Annotated in this window: 13 protein-coding genes and 1 pseudogene; 3 read left to right on the top strand and 11 right to left on the bottom strand. The window is 74.2% G+C overall.

Annotation, left to right across the window (positions count from 1 at the left end; translation table 11 throughout):
• Positions 1 to 81 precede the first annotated feature (81 nt).
• The 3 genes from AB0Q99_RS05115 to AB0Q99_RS05105 are packed head-to-tail and all read left to right on the top strand — an operon-like array spanning position 82 to position 5,105.
• Positions 82 to 1,578, top strand: coding sequence for a LuxR C-terminal-related transcriptional regulator (locus tag AB0Q99_RS05115; protein ID WP_363568613.1), 1,497 nt, complete (start codon positions 82 to 84; stop codon positions 1,576 to 1,578).
• Positions 1,579 to 1,611: 33 nt separating this feature from the next.
• Positions 1,612 to 2,124, top strand: a complete 513-nt coding sequence (locus AB0Q99_RS05110; protein WP_363568611.1) for a protein phosphatase — start codon at positions 1,612 to 1,614, stop codon at positions 2,122 to 2,124.
• A 5-nt stretch (positions 2,125 to 2,129) separates the two neighbouring features.
• Positions 2,130 to 5,105 carry a HEAT repeat domain-containing protein gene (locus AB0Q99_RS05105; RefSeq protein ID WP_363568610.1) on the top strand — a complete coding sequence of 992 codons (2,976 nt, stop codon included), beginning with the start codon at positions 2,130 to 2,132 and terminating at the stop codon, positions 5,103 to 5,105.
• A gap of 36 nt (positions 5,106 to 5,141) precedes the next feature.
• Here AB0Q99_RS05105 and AB0Q99_RS05100 read toward each other — a convergent pair whose 3' ends face one another.
• The 11 genes and pseudogenes from AB0Q99_RS05100 to AB0Q99_RS05050 form a co-directional block, all read right to left on the bottom strand.
• A complete protein-coding gene (locus AB0Q99_RS05100) occupies positions 5,142 to 5,531 on the bottom strand; it encodes a hypothetical protein (protein ID WP_363568608.1) in 390 nt (129 codons plus the stop codon).
• 85 nt (positions 5,532 to 5,616) lie between these two features.
• Entirely contained in the window at positions 5,617 to 5,994 is a 378-nt protein-coding gene (locus tag AB0Q99_RS05095; protein WP_363568606.1) for an NmrA family NAD(P)-binding protein, read from the bottom strand.
• A gap of 123 nt (positions 5,995 to 6,117) precedes the next feature.
• A complete protein-coding gene (locus tag AB0Q99_RS05090; RefSeq protein WP_363569253.1) occupies positions 6,118 to 7,110 on the bottom strand; it encodes an urease accessory protein UreD in 993 nt (330 codons plus the stop codon).
• A gap of 122 nt (positions 7,111 to 7,232) precedes the next feature.
• Positions 7,233 to 7,853, bottom strand: coding sequence for an urease accessory protein UreG (ureG, locus tag AB0Q99_RS05085; protein ID WP_363568604.1), 621 nt, complete (start codon positions 7,851 to 7,853; stop codon positions 7,233 to 7,235).
• A 40-nt stretch (positions 7,854 to 7,893) separates the two neighbouring features.
• Complete coding sequence (locus AB0Q99_RS05080) at positions 7,894 to 8,574, bottom strand: urease accessory UreF family protein (protein WP_363569252.1); 681 nt, start codon at positions 8,572 to 8,574, stop codon at positions 7,894 to 7,896.
• 122 nt (positions 8,575 to 8,696) lie between these two features.
• Entirely contained in the window at positions 8,697 to 10,421 is a 1,725-nt protein-coding gene (ureC, locus tag AB0Q99_RS05075) for an urease subunit alpha (protein ID WP_363568602.1), read from the bottom strand.
• Positions 10,421 to 10,858 carry an urease subunit beta gene (locus AB0Q99_RS05070; protein WP_363568601.1) on the bottom strand — a complete coding sequence of 146 codons (438 nt, stop codon included), beginning with the start codon at positions 10,856 to 10,858 and terminating at the stop codon, positions 10,421 to 10,423. Before AB0Q99_RS05070 ends, ureC begins: the two co-directional genes overlap by 1 nt.
• Positions 10,859 to 10,881: 23 nt before the next feature.
• Positions 10,882 to 11,859, bottom strand: a complete 978-nt coding sequence (locus AB0Q99_RS05065; RefSeq protein ID WP_363568599.1) for a cobalamin biosynthesis protein CbiX — start codon at positions 11,857 to 11,859, stop codon at positions 10,882 to 10,884.
• A gap of 3 nt (positions 11,860 to 11,862) precedes the next feature.
• Complete coding sequence (locus tag AB0Q99_RS05060) at positions 11,863 to 12,168, bottom strand: urease subunit gamma (RefSeq protein ID WP_363568597.1); 306 nt, start codon at positions 12,166 to 12,168, stop codon at positions 11,863 to 11,865.
• 335 nt (positions 12,169 to 12,503) lie between these two features.
• Complete coding sequence (locus tag AB0Q99_RS05055) at positions 12,504 to 13,352, bottom strand: alpha/beta hydrolase (protein ID WP_363568595.1); 849 nt, start codon at positions 13,350 to 13,352, stop codon at positions 12,504 to 12,506.
• Between the two features lie 177 nt (positions 13,353 to 13,529).
• A pseudogene (locus tag AB0Q99_RS05050) lies at positions 13,530 to 13,694 on the bottom strand (alpha/beta hydrolase); the annotation flags it as partial.
• Between the last annotated feature and the right edge of the window lie 152 nt (positions 13,695 to 13,846).

The following is a 13,846-nucleotide window of genomic DNA, read 5'->3' as shown; positions in this document are numbered from 1 at the left end:
CCGGGGACCCTGCCGTTCGGCCGGTTCGACCTGTCCGAACGGCCAGGTGGATCCGGTCACGGCCGGACTAGGCTCGACGACATGGACGGTGTGAACGGCGTGGACGGTGCCAACGGCGTGGACGGCCGGCGCGGAACGAGCGGCCTCGGCGGCGCGGGCAACGCGGGCAACGCGACCAGCTCGGACGAGAAGTGGCAGGAGTCCTGGGGCCGCCCCGAGGACGCGTTGGCGCGGGCCGTGGAGGTCCTGCGCACGCCGCGGCCGGACCTCCTGCTCCGCTTCTCCCAGATGCTCGGCACGCTCGTCCCGCACGTGGCCGTCGCCCAGCTCAGCGGCGTCTGCACCTACTCCCCCACGCACGCCCACGGCCTGCCGGAACTGACCGAGGGGGTCAGCAGCCTGGAGCTGTCCCGGCTGGCCGAGCGCACCACCGCGACCACCTCGACCGGCCGCCCCTGGCAGGGCGAGGCCCGACTCGCGGGCCGCAGCCGGCCGGTGGTCGTCGTCTCGACCACCGCGAGCGCCGGCGGACCGGACGGCAACCGGACGGACGGGGGCAGGACGGACGGCGGCAGCGGCGCCGTCCTGGTGCTCGTCCGGGCCGACGCCACCCCCGTGGCGCCGGGAGCGCTCGCCGTCCTGCAACAGCTGTGGGACCTGGTCATCGCCCACTCCGACCACCGCGCCACCGACGCCGGGCCCAAACACGCGGCGGCCTCCCGCGCCTCCGCCAACGCCCGCGCCCGGGCGATCGCCGAGTTCACCGGCACGCACAGCGCGGCGCTCAGCGCGATCCTGGCGCCGCTGCGCTCGGCCGATCTGGACGACGCGACCGCGCGCCGGAGCGCCACCGAACTGGCCGTCACCGCCCTGCTCGACCTGCGCCGGGGCGCCGACCTGGACCGCACGCTGAGCGAGGAACCCGCCGACGCCGCCTTCGCCCGGCTCGCCCGGGAACTGCGCCCACTGCTGCGGCACACCCGGGTGCGGCTGGACGCGGCGCCGCCGGCCGGGGCGACCCGCTCCGTCCCCGCCGATGCCGCGCACACCGCCCGGGACGCCGTCCGGGCGGCCGTCCTACTGATGCTGGAGCAGGAGAAGCCGACCCGCCTGCACGTCAGCTGGCAGTTCACCCCGGACGACGCCCTGCGGGCGGTGGTCCGCGGCGACGGCCTGGGCGTGCTGGCCGTCGACGCCCTCGCCGTCCACCGCACCACCGACCGCATCGCGGCCCTCGGCGGCCGCTGCACCGTGGAGGCCGTCCCCGGCTGGGGCACCACGGTGACGGTCAACCTGCCGCTCTCCCTCCCCGAACCCGCCCACGCCACCGCCGGCGCCACCGCCGGCGACCCCTTGGACGGCCTCCAGCCGAGGGAGTCGGAGGTCCTCGACCAGCTCGCCCAGGGCCGCCGGAACCGTGACATCGCGGCCGCGCTGCACATCAGCGAGTCGACGGTGAAGTTCCACGTCGCCAACATCCTGGCGAAGCTGGGTGTGGCCTCGCGCGGCGAGGCGGCGGCGCTGGCCCACCGCGCCGGGATGCCGGGCGGCACGGTGGGGCTGCACGTGGCGTCCTGAGCCCGGACGCGCCCCACAGAACAGAATGGTTCCATGACCGACCCGACCCACCCCACCGACCCGACCGACCCCACCGACCCGACCAGCTCCACCACCCCGCCCGACCCCACCGCCCCGCCGACCACCGCCTGGCCCCCCGACATCCCCGGCCTCCTGCGGCTGCCCTCCGGCCGCCTGCTGCGCGGCCGCGGCCTGAGCCTCCCCCCGCCGCCCGGTCCCCGGCCCACCTTCGGCCTCTACCTCCTGGGCCGGCCGCCGAAGGGCATCGCGTGGGAGCACCGCTGGGTCCGCTGGCCCGACTTCCGGCTGCCCGGCGACCGCGCGGACGCGGCCGACGCCTTCCGCGAGGCCTGGCAGCGCGCCGCCGCCGAACGCGTCGAACTCGCCTGCGCCGGCGGGCGCGGCCGCACCGGCACCGCGCTCGCCTGCATCGCCGTGCTGGACGGCGTCCCGGCCGCCGAGGCGGTCGCGTACGTGCGCGAGCACTACAGCCGGCACGCCGTCGAAACGCCGTGGCAAAGGAAGTTCGTGGAGCGGCTAGCCTAGGCGCCATGGGTGGGGATCCAGAGGTTTCGGCGGTCAACCGGATCGCCGTCGACACGATCACCGGCCACGTCTACCAGGGCGGGACGATCAACCTGACCTGCGCCGACGAGCCGCCGGTCACCGCCGGGTCGATGGCGGCCGCCTGTGCCGCGTACGCCCGCCGGGTGCGGGAGACGTACGGGCGCCTCGACCTGGAGGTGCTCACCCCGCTCTCCGAGCAGGGCGAGCACCCGGTGGTCGAGCTGCGCGAGGTGTTCGTCACCCCGCAGGTCCGGGAGGACCCGCCGCCGGTGGAGCTGCCCCGCGAGCTGGTCCAACGGCTCGTGACGCACGGGGAGTTCATGGGCGAGTCGCTCCCGCCCGGGCTGGCCCAGTCGGCCTTCGAGCAGCTGCGCGACGACTACCTGGACCGCCCGACCGAGGACGCGTTCTCCGCCCTGACCGGACCGCGCGGCCAGCGGGTCGTCCTGCTCGGCGACCCCGGTTCCGGCAAGTCCACCCTCGCCCGCTACCTCGCCCTCACCCTCTCCCAGGACAGCGCCGGTCCGCTCGCCCCGCTCGACGGGCTGGTGCCGCTGGTGGTCGAACTGCGCCAGTACGCCGAAGGGCAGTGGCGCGAGCGGACGTTCGAGGACTTCCTCGACCACCGCCACCGGGTGGCCGGGATGTCCCTCCCCGGGCCGGAGCTGCGCCGGCTCCTCGACGAGGGGCGGGTCGTGATCGTCTTCGACGGACTGGACGAGCTCTTCGACCCGGGGGTCCGCGCCGCCACCGCCGAACGCATCGCCGCCTTCGCGGCCCGGTACGACCGGGCGCGCGTCGTCGTCACCTCGCGGGTCATCGGCTACCAGCGCGCGGCCCTCGGCGGCGCCGGCTTCACGCACTTCATGCTGCAGGACCTGGACCCCGGCCGGATCGCCGACTTCGCCCGCCGCTGGTACGCGATCGCCTGCCCGGCGGATCCCGACCTCGCCGCCCGCCTGGTCCACCGCATCACCGGGGCCGTGAACGCCTCCCGCCCGATCCGCGAACTCGCCGGAAATCCGCTGCTGTTGACCATCCTCGCCATCATCGGGCGGCGCCAGACGCTGCCCCGGGACCGGCGGGGCGTCTACGAACACGCGGTGCGGGTCCTGGTCGCCCACTGGGACCGCGACACCAAGCACCTGAGCGTCCCGCTCAAGCCCGGTGCCGCCGAGGCCATCGAACTCCTCGACGACCGCGAGCGGATGGAACTGCTGCGCCTGCTCGCCCGCCGCATGCAGGAGGGCACCGGCGGCATCGCCGGGAACCACATCCACGCGGCCGAGCTGGAGGCGGTGTTCCAGGAGTACTTCACCCAGTTCGGTCTCCCGCCGCACCAGTGCCTCGCCGCCGCCCGGGCCCTGCGCGACCAACTGCGCGAGCGCAACTTCATCCTGGCCCGCTACGGCGGCGAGGTGTACGGCTTCGTGCACCGGGCGTTCCTGGAGCACCTGGCGGCGGAGGACATCGTCCACCGCTACACGGTGCGGCGGGAGTGGACGCCGGAGGGCCTGATCGAGGAGGTCTTCGCCCGCCGGACGGACGACCCGGCGTGGCACGAGGTGCTGCTGCTCGTGGTCAACCAGCTGAGCGAGCCGGACGCGGGGGCGGCGATCGACCACCTGCTGGACCGGCGCGACGAGGCCTCGCTCGTCCTCGCGATCCGGTCGCTGGCCGAGGTGCGGAAGATCGGGCTGCTGCGCGCGCAGAGCGACCGGGCGATCGACGGCCTCACCGGCTGCCTCTCGGGGTACAGCACCTTCGCGTTCCAGGTCGACGCGCTCCTCGCCGCGCTCTCCGCCCTGAGCTCGATCCCGTCCTGGACCGGCCGCGAGCGCTACCTCCGGTGGTTCCACCTCCACGGACAGTTCACCTCGTCGACCAATGTGAAGATCACCGTGGCGGTCACCTGCCACACCGCCATCGAGAGCTCGCTCGCGCTCGCCGCCTTCAGCTCCCCGAACAACACCGCCTCCGCCGTCACCGCGCTCGCCCGCCGCTGGGGCGACCACCCCGACATCGTGCCGTCGCTGCTGGCCCTCGCGGCCGGCCGGCCCTCCACCTCGCTCCGGCGCAAGGTGCTGATCGAACTGGCCGAGGGGTGGCCCGACCACCCGGACGTGCTGCCCCTGCTGCCGGAGATCGAGGCGGCCATGACCCGGCCGTCGTTCCCCGGCGTCGACCTGGCGCACCTCCGGCCGGACCACGTCCCGGGCGCGGCCCTCTGGCGGAGGGACCGGGGCGACCTCGCACAGCTGCTGGACCTCGCCGCCGACGGCCGGACGGGTTCGGTCCGCGCCGACGCCCTCAAGACCCTCGCGGAGGCCTGGACGAGGCACCCCGACGTCCTGCCGCTGTTCCTCGACCGGGCCGTCGGCGACGTGCAGAACAGCGTGCGGGAGGCCGCGGTCCGCGAACTGGCGCGCTGGCGGACCGACGCCCCGACCGTCCTGCCGGTACTGCGCGACCGAGCCGCGCACGACCGCAGCCCGAGCACGCGCCGCCGCGCCTTCGAGGGGCTCGCCCTCCTGGACGCCGACGGCCCCGAGACCGTACGGCTGCTCACCCGGACCGCGACCGGCTCGGAGAACTCCCAGCTGCGGCTGAAGGCCCTGAACCTGCTGGCCCGGTACCGGGGTTCGCGCCGCGAGACGGTGCTGATCCTGCTGGACCGCGTCACGGCGGACCCCGATTCCACGGTCCGCGGCGCGGCGCTCAGCCACTACGCGGTACTCGCCCCCGACGACGCCGAGGCCGTCGTGCTCGCCCGGGCGTCGGGCGACCCCGGCCGGAACGTCCGCAGCCAGGCGCTGACCATGCTCGCCTGGCAGTGGCCGGACCACCCCGGGACCTCCGCCGCCCTGGAGCGCGCGGCGGCCTCGGACCCCGACGAGTACGTCCGCGACACCGCCCTGGAGTGCCGCGAAGCCGCCGCCCACCTCACCGCCGGGGCCTGAGCCCACGGGCGCAGGCTCACCCCTCGCGGAGGGGGCTCACGCCTCGCGGAGGAGCGTGAAGTCCGTCGGATCGCCCGCCATGGTGAAACGCCGCGGTGCGCCCGGCTCGTCGGGCCGCCAGCCGGCGGCGAGGCCGGCGCGGATCAGGGCTGCGGTCAAGGCGGGTGTGACGGGGGCGAGTTGGAAGACCTCGGCGATGCGGTCGGCGGGGACGGTCAGCAGGTCACCGAAGTTGAGCCACGGGTCGTCGAAGCGGCGCGCGACCTCCAGCGGTCGTCCGGGACGGCCGGGCGGGTTGCCGGGGTCACCCGGGCCACCCGGGTCGAGCCAGGCGCGCACCACCACGTGCTCGGCGTCGCGGAAGCGGACGACCCAGCGGTAGTCGCGGCCGTCGACGTGGATCCTGCGCGGTGTTCTCGGGGCCATCCCGCCACGATAGTCTCGACGCCGTCCCGCCACCGTACGCGGTGCGCCCGGGAGGTCCCCGGTCCGCCGCACGGGTCCGCCGGCCTCAGAGGTCCCAGGTCCGGGCGGCGGCCCAGGCCTCCAACGGCTGCCAGGCGATCTCCGGGTGGGCGGCGTCGGGCAGCGCGGTGCCCTGGCGGACCTCGGACTCCAGGTCGGTGCCGGAAGGAGGACATCCGAACATCGCGAACAGCGCGCCCGCGCCGTCCAGCGCCGCCGCCGGCGAGGCCGGGGCGTCGAAGTCGGCGCGCACCACGTCGGCACCGAGCGCGGCGAGTTCGACGGCGGCCGGGGAGGCCTGGTCGCGGGTGAGGGCGCGGACCGGACGGCCGGCGCGCAGCAGGGCGCGGGCGGTGGCGCCACCCTGGGCGGCGGTCTTCGCCGAGGACAGCGAGGACGAACTCGCCTTCCTGCTACGGCACATGGATCGCAGGATGGAGCTCGTCCGGCGCCAGGTCACCCGCCTGGCGGAGGCCGGCCCCGGGCCGGCCGCTGACCCGGCCGGCCCGGCCCTCAGGTCCCTCAGGTCGGCTCCCGACCCGGCTCCTCAGGTCTTGCGGAGCTCCGGTGCCGGGACACCGATCAGCAGCCGGCGCACCGCGTCCCAGGCGGACCGCAGGGCGGCCGCGCAGGCGCGGGTGTCGGAACCGAGCAGGCGCAGCCAGGCGCCGCTGTCCTCCGGGAGCACGCTGACGCCGTACAGCAGGCCGCAGTCGCCCAGCGCCTCGTGCAGCGCGTCCGCGACCCGCGCGGGCGGGGCGAGCGGGCTGAGCACGTAGAGGCTGGACATCACGTCGTGCCCGGCCAGGACGGCCGGACCGGTGACACCGGCGCCACCCCGACCGGTGCCACCGACCCGACCTCCGTCGCCACCCCGGCCGACGCCACCGCCAGCGGCCCGCGCGGGCTCCAGCCGTACGGTGTCCAGGGCCACCAACCGGCCGTCCGGGCGCCGCACTTCGAGGTCCGAGGCGAACACCCGGTAGGCGTTGCGCTCGCCCCGCGCGAGGCGGCCGGCCAGCACGGTCTCGCTCGCCAGCACCGTCGCGCCCGGGTCGACGGTCAGCACGGTGCGCTGGTAGAGGCGGGAGTCGGCGAAGGGGATGACCGGCTCGGGCAGGTACTCGACGTAGGCGCCCGGGCCGGCCGTCAGGTCGAGGAGTTGCGTCGCGTAGTCGTGTTCCATCCGGTGGACCTTGGTGGCCGCCTGGGTGGTGAGGTGCACGGCCGTGTCGGCGCCGCAGCGCACGTCCGTCCGCAGCCGGTCGGCCTGCAGGATGCCGCCGCCGGTGGACAGCAGGAAGGTGACGGCGAGGTCGGGGCGGGCCGGGTCGAAGTACAGCGGGCGCATGATCTGCAGCGGCGACTTCTGGTAGTGGCCGGTGAGTTCGGTGCGTCCGCCGATCCTCTCGAAGGCCAGCTCCAGCAGCCCGACCTTGCCCGGGCGCCCGACCCCGAGGGTGTCGGGTGTCCCGGCGTGGCGGCGGACCTCGTACGGGACGCGGGCCGGCTCGTAGTGCCGGGGGTCGAGCCGGGGCACCGCCGGCGGTACGGGGTCCTTCGCGGGCGCAGTCTCGACCTCGGCCGGAACCTCAACCTCGGCCTCAGCCACGGGCACCGGCGCGGGCACCGGCACCGGCACCGGCACCGGCACGGACACGGTCACGCGGGCACCTTCCGGAAGGTCTCCAGGAACGCGGAGATCTCCTCCAACCCCTCCCCCGTCAGGCAGTTGGTGAGGACCACCGGTCCGCCCTCGCGGACCCGGCGGGCGTCGGACTCCATGATGCCGAGGTCGGCGCGGACGTACGGGGCGAGGTCGATCTTGTTGATGACCAGCAGCTCCGACTCGGTGATGCCCGGGCCTCGCTTGCGGGGCATCTTCTCGCCCTCGGCGGTGTCGAGGACGAAGAGGAACAGGTCGACCAGTACCGGGCTGAAGGTGAGCGTGAGGTTGTCGCCGCCGGACTCGAACAGCAGGGTGTCCACGTCCGGGAAGCGCTCCAGGAGTTCGGCGCCGGCCGCGAGGTTCATCGTCGGGTCGTCCCGGACGGCGGTGTGCGGGCAGGCGCCGGTCTCCACACCGACCACCCGCTCCGGGTCCAGCACCCCGGCCAGGGTGCGGCGCACGTGCTGGGCGTCCTCCTGGGTGTAGATGTCGTTGGTGATGACCGCGGGGTGGTGGCCGCGCGCGATCAGGACCGGGACGAGCGCCTCGATCAGCGCCGTCTTGCCGGAGCCCACCGGACCGCCGATGCCCACGCGGAGCACGTTCTCGGTCAACTCTTCTCCTCTGGTGAAGACTTGCGGATGCAGGGGGTGGTCAGGTCGCGAACAGCCGGGCCTCGGCCCGCTCGTGCCGTCCGGACATCACGTCGGCGACCGGCACGCAACCGCCGAGATCGGCCGGCTCCCGCTCCAGCGCGGCCGCCACCACCTCCCGGATGACCGGTGCGGCGGCCCGCAGCACCACCTGCGCCCGGCGGTGGTCGGTCAGCCGCAGCCGAAGCGCCGCGCCGACGAAGCTGCTGCAGAACGCGAACAGGTCGCCGGTGACGGCCTGTTCGACGGGGACGCCGGCCGCGGCGTAGGCCACCCCGGCGGCCACCGCCTGGCAGCCGGGTGCGCGCTTGTCCGCGACCATCTCCGCGTACCGCTCCAGCGGTTCGCCGCCCACCGACTCCCGGGCGATGTCCAGGAGTTGGCGTCCGGTCCGGGTGGCGGCCAGCCGCAGCTCGCGGTTGAGCTTGGTGGCGTGCAGCCGCTGGTCGGTCTCGGCGAGCAGTTCCCAGTCGCCCGTCGAGGCGGCGCGGTGGGCGAGGACGAGCGCGGTGGCGTCGGACGGTCCGACGCCGTGCCGCAGCAGGTCGGCGAGCAGGTCGGGGACGGTCTCGGGGGTGACGGCCTTGGCCTGGGCGTAGCCTTCGAGGCCGTGCGAGAGGGTGTAGAAGCCGCTGGGGAAGGCGGAGTCGGTGAGCTGGAGGCAGACCAGCAGGGCGTCCAGCCGGTCATCGGCGGCGGCGTTCTCGCCCGGGTCAGCGGAGGAGGCCTCGGCGTGGCGGGAAGCCCCGGCGCGGTGGGAGGCCCCGGCGCGGTGGGAGGCCCCGGCGCGGTGGGAGGAGGTGCTCACGCGAGGTAGAACAGGTGGTTGAGCGGCAGTTCGCGGGCCGGCTCGATGGTCGCGGGCTCGCCGTCCAGGGTGACCTTGTACGTCTCCGGGTCGACCGCGATCTTCGGCAGCGCGTCGTTGCGCACCATGTGCTGCTTGCCGACCGACCGGCACCGCCGCACCGGCAGGACCCGGCTGTCCAGTCCGAGCCGGGCCGGGACGCCGAGGTCCACCGCGGCCTGCGACATGAAGGAGACCCGGGTGGCCTGCTTCGCCCGCCCGTACGCCCCGAACATCGGCCGGTAGTAGACCGGTTGCGGGGTCGGCAGCGAGGCGTTCGGATCGCCCATCAGCGCCCAGTTGATCACACCGCCCTTGATCACCATCTTGGGCTTGGCGGCGAAGGAGTTGATCGGCCAGAGCACGATGTCGGCGAGTTTGCCGGGCTCCAGCGAGCCGATGTGGTCGGCGGTGCCGGAGGCGAGGGCCGGATTGATGGTGAGCTTGGCGAGGTAGCGCAACACCCGGACGTTGTCGTGGCGTTCGCTGTCGCCGGCCAGCTTGCCGCGCTGGTCCTTGCAGTGGTGGGCGGTCTGGAAGGCCCGGGTGAAGGTCTCGCCGATCCGGCCCATCGCCTGCGAGTCGGAGGAGAGGATCGAGATGACGCCCTCGTCGTGCAGGACGGTCTCGGCGGCGATGGTCTCGGCGCGCACCCGCGAGTCGGCGAAGGAGACGTCCTCGGGGATGTCGCGGCTGAGGTGGTGGCAGACCATCACCATGTCCAGCAGTTCGTCGACCGAGTTGACGGTGTAGGGCAGCGTCGGATTGGTGGAGGACGGCAGGACGTTGGGCTCGCCGGCGATCCGCATGATGTCGGGGGCGTGGCCACCGCCCGCGCCCTCGGTGTGGAAGGTGTGGATGGTGCGGCCGTCGATCGCGGACAGGGTGTCCTCGAAGTAGCCGGACTCGTTGAGGGTGTCCGTGTGGATGGCCACCTGGACGTCGTACTCGTCGGCGACGCCCAGCGCGCTGTCGATCGCGGCCGGGGTACTGCCCCAGTCCTCGTGCACCTTGAGGCCGCAGACGCCCGCCTCGACCTGCTCGCGCAGCGCCCCCGGCAGCGAGCCGTTGCCCTTGCCGAGCAGCCCGACGTTGACCGGGAGGTCCTCGACGGCCTGGTACATCCGGCCGATGTTCCACGGGCCGGGGGTGCAGGTGGTGCCGTTGGTGCCGTCGGACGGACCGGTGCCGCCGCCGATGAGGGTGGTGATGCCGTTGCTGAGAGCCTCCTGCACCTGCTGCGGGGCGATGAAGTGGATGTGGGTGTCGATGCCGCCGGCGGTGGCGATCAGGTGCTCGCCGGAGATCACCTCGGTGCCGGGGCCGATCACCAGCTTCGGGTGCACGCCGCTCTGGGTGTGCGGGTTGCCGGCCTTGCCGACGGCGGCGATGAAGCCGTCCTTGACCCCGATGTCGCCCTTGACGACGCCGAGCACCGGGTCCATCACGACCACGTTGGTGACGACCAGGTCGAGTGCGCCCTGGACGGAGGTCGCGGCCGGGTCCTGCGCCATGCCGTCGCGGATGCCCTTGCCGCCGCCGTAGACGGCCTCGTCGCCGTAGTGGCCCTGGTTGAAGTCCCGTTCGACCTCGACCACCAGGTTGGTGTCGGCGAGGTGGAAGCGGTCGCCGACGGTGGGGCCGAACAGGTCGGTGTACTGCTTGCGGGAGAGGATGGCCATCAGTGGGCGCCTTCCTGGTGGGTCTCGGCGGGGAAGTCCCGGGGCTGGTCTTCCTTGAAGTCGAGGTTGGCGCCCTTGAAGCCGAGGGCGATCGCCCGGTCGATGGCGCGGGCCCGGGTGGCGGGCGCGGTGGTGCCGCCGTCCACCAGGTTGCCGAAGCCGACCAGACGGCGGTGGCCGCCGAACTCGGCGAGCGTGACGTCCTTGGTGTCACCGGGCTCGAAGCGGACGGCGGTGCCGGCCGGGATGTCCAGGTGCTTGCCGAAGGCGGCGTTGCGGTCGAAGTCGAGGGCGCGGTTCGCCTCGAAGAAGTGGTAGTGGGAACCGACTTGGATCGCCCGGTCGCCGGTGTTGCTGACCGTGACGGTGGCCTTGGCGCGGCCGGCGTTGATCTCCACCGGGTCGTCGCCGTACAGGTACGCGGCACCACCGGACATGGCGGGCCTTCCTCTCTGCCGGGTCAGTGGGGGGTGTGTGCGGGTGCGTGGGGCTTTTGTGGGTGAGGGTGTTGGGAGTGTTGGGGGTGTTGGGGGTGTTGGTGCGGGTGGCTGTGGTGATGGTGGTGCGGTTCGCCCGGGCCGTGGCTGTGCGCGTAGCCGTGCCCGTGCTCCGCACCGAGACCGGCCAGGATGCCGTCCTCCCCGCGTCCGAGCAGGTGCAGCGCTGCCGCCGTCCGGGCCGCGACCACACCGGCGATCGCGGCCGGCCGCAGCAGCGGACCGCCGTCGCGCACGCCGTCGCGCGCACTGCCCCGCGCGCCGTCACGGGCGCCGGGCGGCGCGGTGCGCGGGGCCGGGCCGAAGGAGGCCGGAACGGCCGTCACCTCGTCGGCGCCGAGCAGGCGGCAGCGTTCGGCGCCCTCGGCCGGGTCGGGGTCGCCGCCATCGAAGGCGACCTCCACCCAGCGGTGCCGCCCGTACTGGCGGACCAGCCGGGCGATCCGGAACAGCTCGGCGTCCTCGAAGGGGCCCGCCGCCGGGGCGGTGACCAGCACGGCGCCCTCGGGGGCCGCGCCGGCCGCGGCGCGCAGCCAGCCGACGAGGTGCTCGGCGGCACCGAAGGGCGCGGTCAGGGCGAGCCGGCTGCGGCCCTCTCCGGCGGCGAGCCAGCGCAGCGCCCGGGCGGTGTCGGCCACCAGCCGGGGGTCACGACCGAGCGTCATCGGCACGACGCACACCGGCCCTTCGCCGACCGCCAGCGCGGATCGTACGGCCTCGGTGAGCGGACGCCCGACGGGCGCGACGGCGTGCACGGCAAGCGCGGGCGCGGGTACGGCGGCGTGCACGGCAAGCGCGGGAGCGGGTGCGGCGGGGTCGGCAAGCGCGGGCGCGGGAGCGGGTACGGCGAGGCCCGCCGCCACCAGCGCGGCCAGGTCCCGTCCGCCGCGGCTCTCGTGCCCGCCGGCCAGCACCACGGTGGCGGACTGCGGTCGCGCCATGGTTCAGGCACCCACCGGGTCGTGACAGGAGACGAGCTTGGTGCCGTCCAGGAACGCGGCCTCGACCTGGAGCAACGGCAGCATCTCGCGCACGCCCGGCATGACGTCCGCGCTCCCGACGACCTGCTTGCCGATCTCCGTGCACTCGGCGACGGTGCGGCCGTCCCGGGCGCCCTCCATGATGGCCTCGCTGATCAGTGCGCAGGCCTCGCTGTAGTTCAGCTTGACGCCGCGGTCCCGGCGTTTGCGGGCCAGGTCGGCCACGACGTAGATGTACAGCTTGTCCATCTCACGCGGCGACAGATTCACGGGAATCACTCTTCCTTTCCGAGGATCCGATGAAGTGCAAGGGAGTTGGACGGAATATCAGGTCCGACGCAGACGGGGAAGACTGGCGCAGTCACCGGGAACAGCATCGTGGTCGGCACGAACGACCGGGTGAAGGCGCGGCCGTCGAGGGACGCGGGGATCACGGCGAGTGCCGGGGTCAGGACGAGAACCGTACTCCCGCGGATTGCGAATCCGAATGCACACGGGGAGCTACGTCAAATCGACAGGGCGTGACGAGATGGCCGTTGAGCTGCAACATTTTGTTGAAATCAACGCCGGGTGGGCTGCTGAAGAGGGAAATTCTTTGCGAAGTTTTACTCGGTGATGTCCAAGTCCCGGCCCAGGTGTTGGGCCAGGTGCCGGGCCAGGAACCGCTCCGAGGCCGCGAGTTGGAACTCCGGCACCTCCACGTGGCCGCCCGGATTGGCGTGCAGCGTCTTCTCCCGCGAGCCGAACGCGCCGAACAGCGCGAGCGCGCCCTCGCGCGGGACCAGCTCGTCGTCCCACTGCAGGACGAACTCCATCGGCACGTTCACCCGCGCCGCCGCCTCCGTCTGCGCGGCGTGCCCCGCCAGCCCGAACACCGCGGCGGCGATCCGCGGTTCGGCCGCCGCGAGCGGGATGCCGACCACGCTCCCCAGCGACAGCCCCCAGAACCCGACCGGCCCGAAGTCCTCCCCCGCCTCGCCGAGCGCGTCCAGCACGGCCACCCACTCCGGTACCGCCCGCTCCGCGAGCGCCGCCGTGTGCCGGGCCACCCACGCGCTGATCGGCCGCCGCGCCGCCAGCAACTCCGCGATCTCCGTGACGAACCGCTCGTCCTGCGCGGTGCGCGGCCGCTCCCCGTGCCCCGGCGCGTCCAGCGCCACCGCCGCGAAGCCGTACCGTGCGACACACCGCCGAGCCTGCTCCGCCATGCGCAGCTTGTCGCCGCCGCCACCGTGCCCGAGCAGCACCAGCGGCCGCCCGGCGTGCCGGCCCTCGCTGTGCAGGCCCGCGCCGTGCAGGCCCGCGCCGTGCAGGCCCGCGCCGTGCAAGCCCTCGCGGTTCACCCCACCGGCGTGCGGCAGCCCGTCCGGCTGCCAGAGCACACCGGGCACGCCGTCGACGGTGAAGCCGCGCTGCGAGACGCCGCCCGAGCTGATCTCCGAAATGAAGTGCACCTGGCCATGATGGCGCCCGACACACGTTCGAGTCCCCGATTTCACCGCCCTGGCCGATAGTCGCCCGGCTCCGCGCCACCCACGGGACGGGGCGCAGGACGTCGGACCGGCCGACTTCCCACGCCCCACCACGGCTCGCCACGCCTCGGGCCGGCGCGACTGCTCCGGCTACTCCGGCTACTCCACAGCCTCCCGCAGGAAATCCAGCAGCAGCGCCGTCGTCTCCGCCGGCCGCTCCAGGTTCGGCAGGTGGCCGGCCCACGGCAGCTCCAGGTGCCGGGCGTTCGGCAGGCGGGCGGGGAGGTCGGCCGCGATCCCGCGGAAGTCCGGCACGTCGTGCGCGGACGCCGGTCGCCGTCGCGCCGAGCGCCGGGCGGTACGGCCCCGCCGCGCCGAGCCCCGCCCCGCCACGTCCCCGTCACGCCACACCGCGCCACCCCGCACCGATCCCCGGCGGCCCCTCCGGCCGTAGCACCGGATGAACGGACCCCGGA

This window comes from Kitasatospora sp. NPDC086791 (genome assembly GCF_040685975.1).
Lineage (GTDB): Bacteria > Actinomycetota > Actinomycetes > Streptomycetales > Streptomycetaceae > Kitasatospora.
The sequence above is the reverse complement of the archived record's forward strand: the minus strand, read 5'-3'. Positions and strand labels throughout refer to the sequence as shown.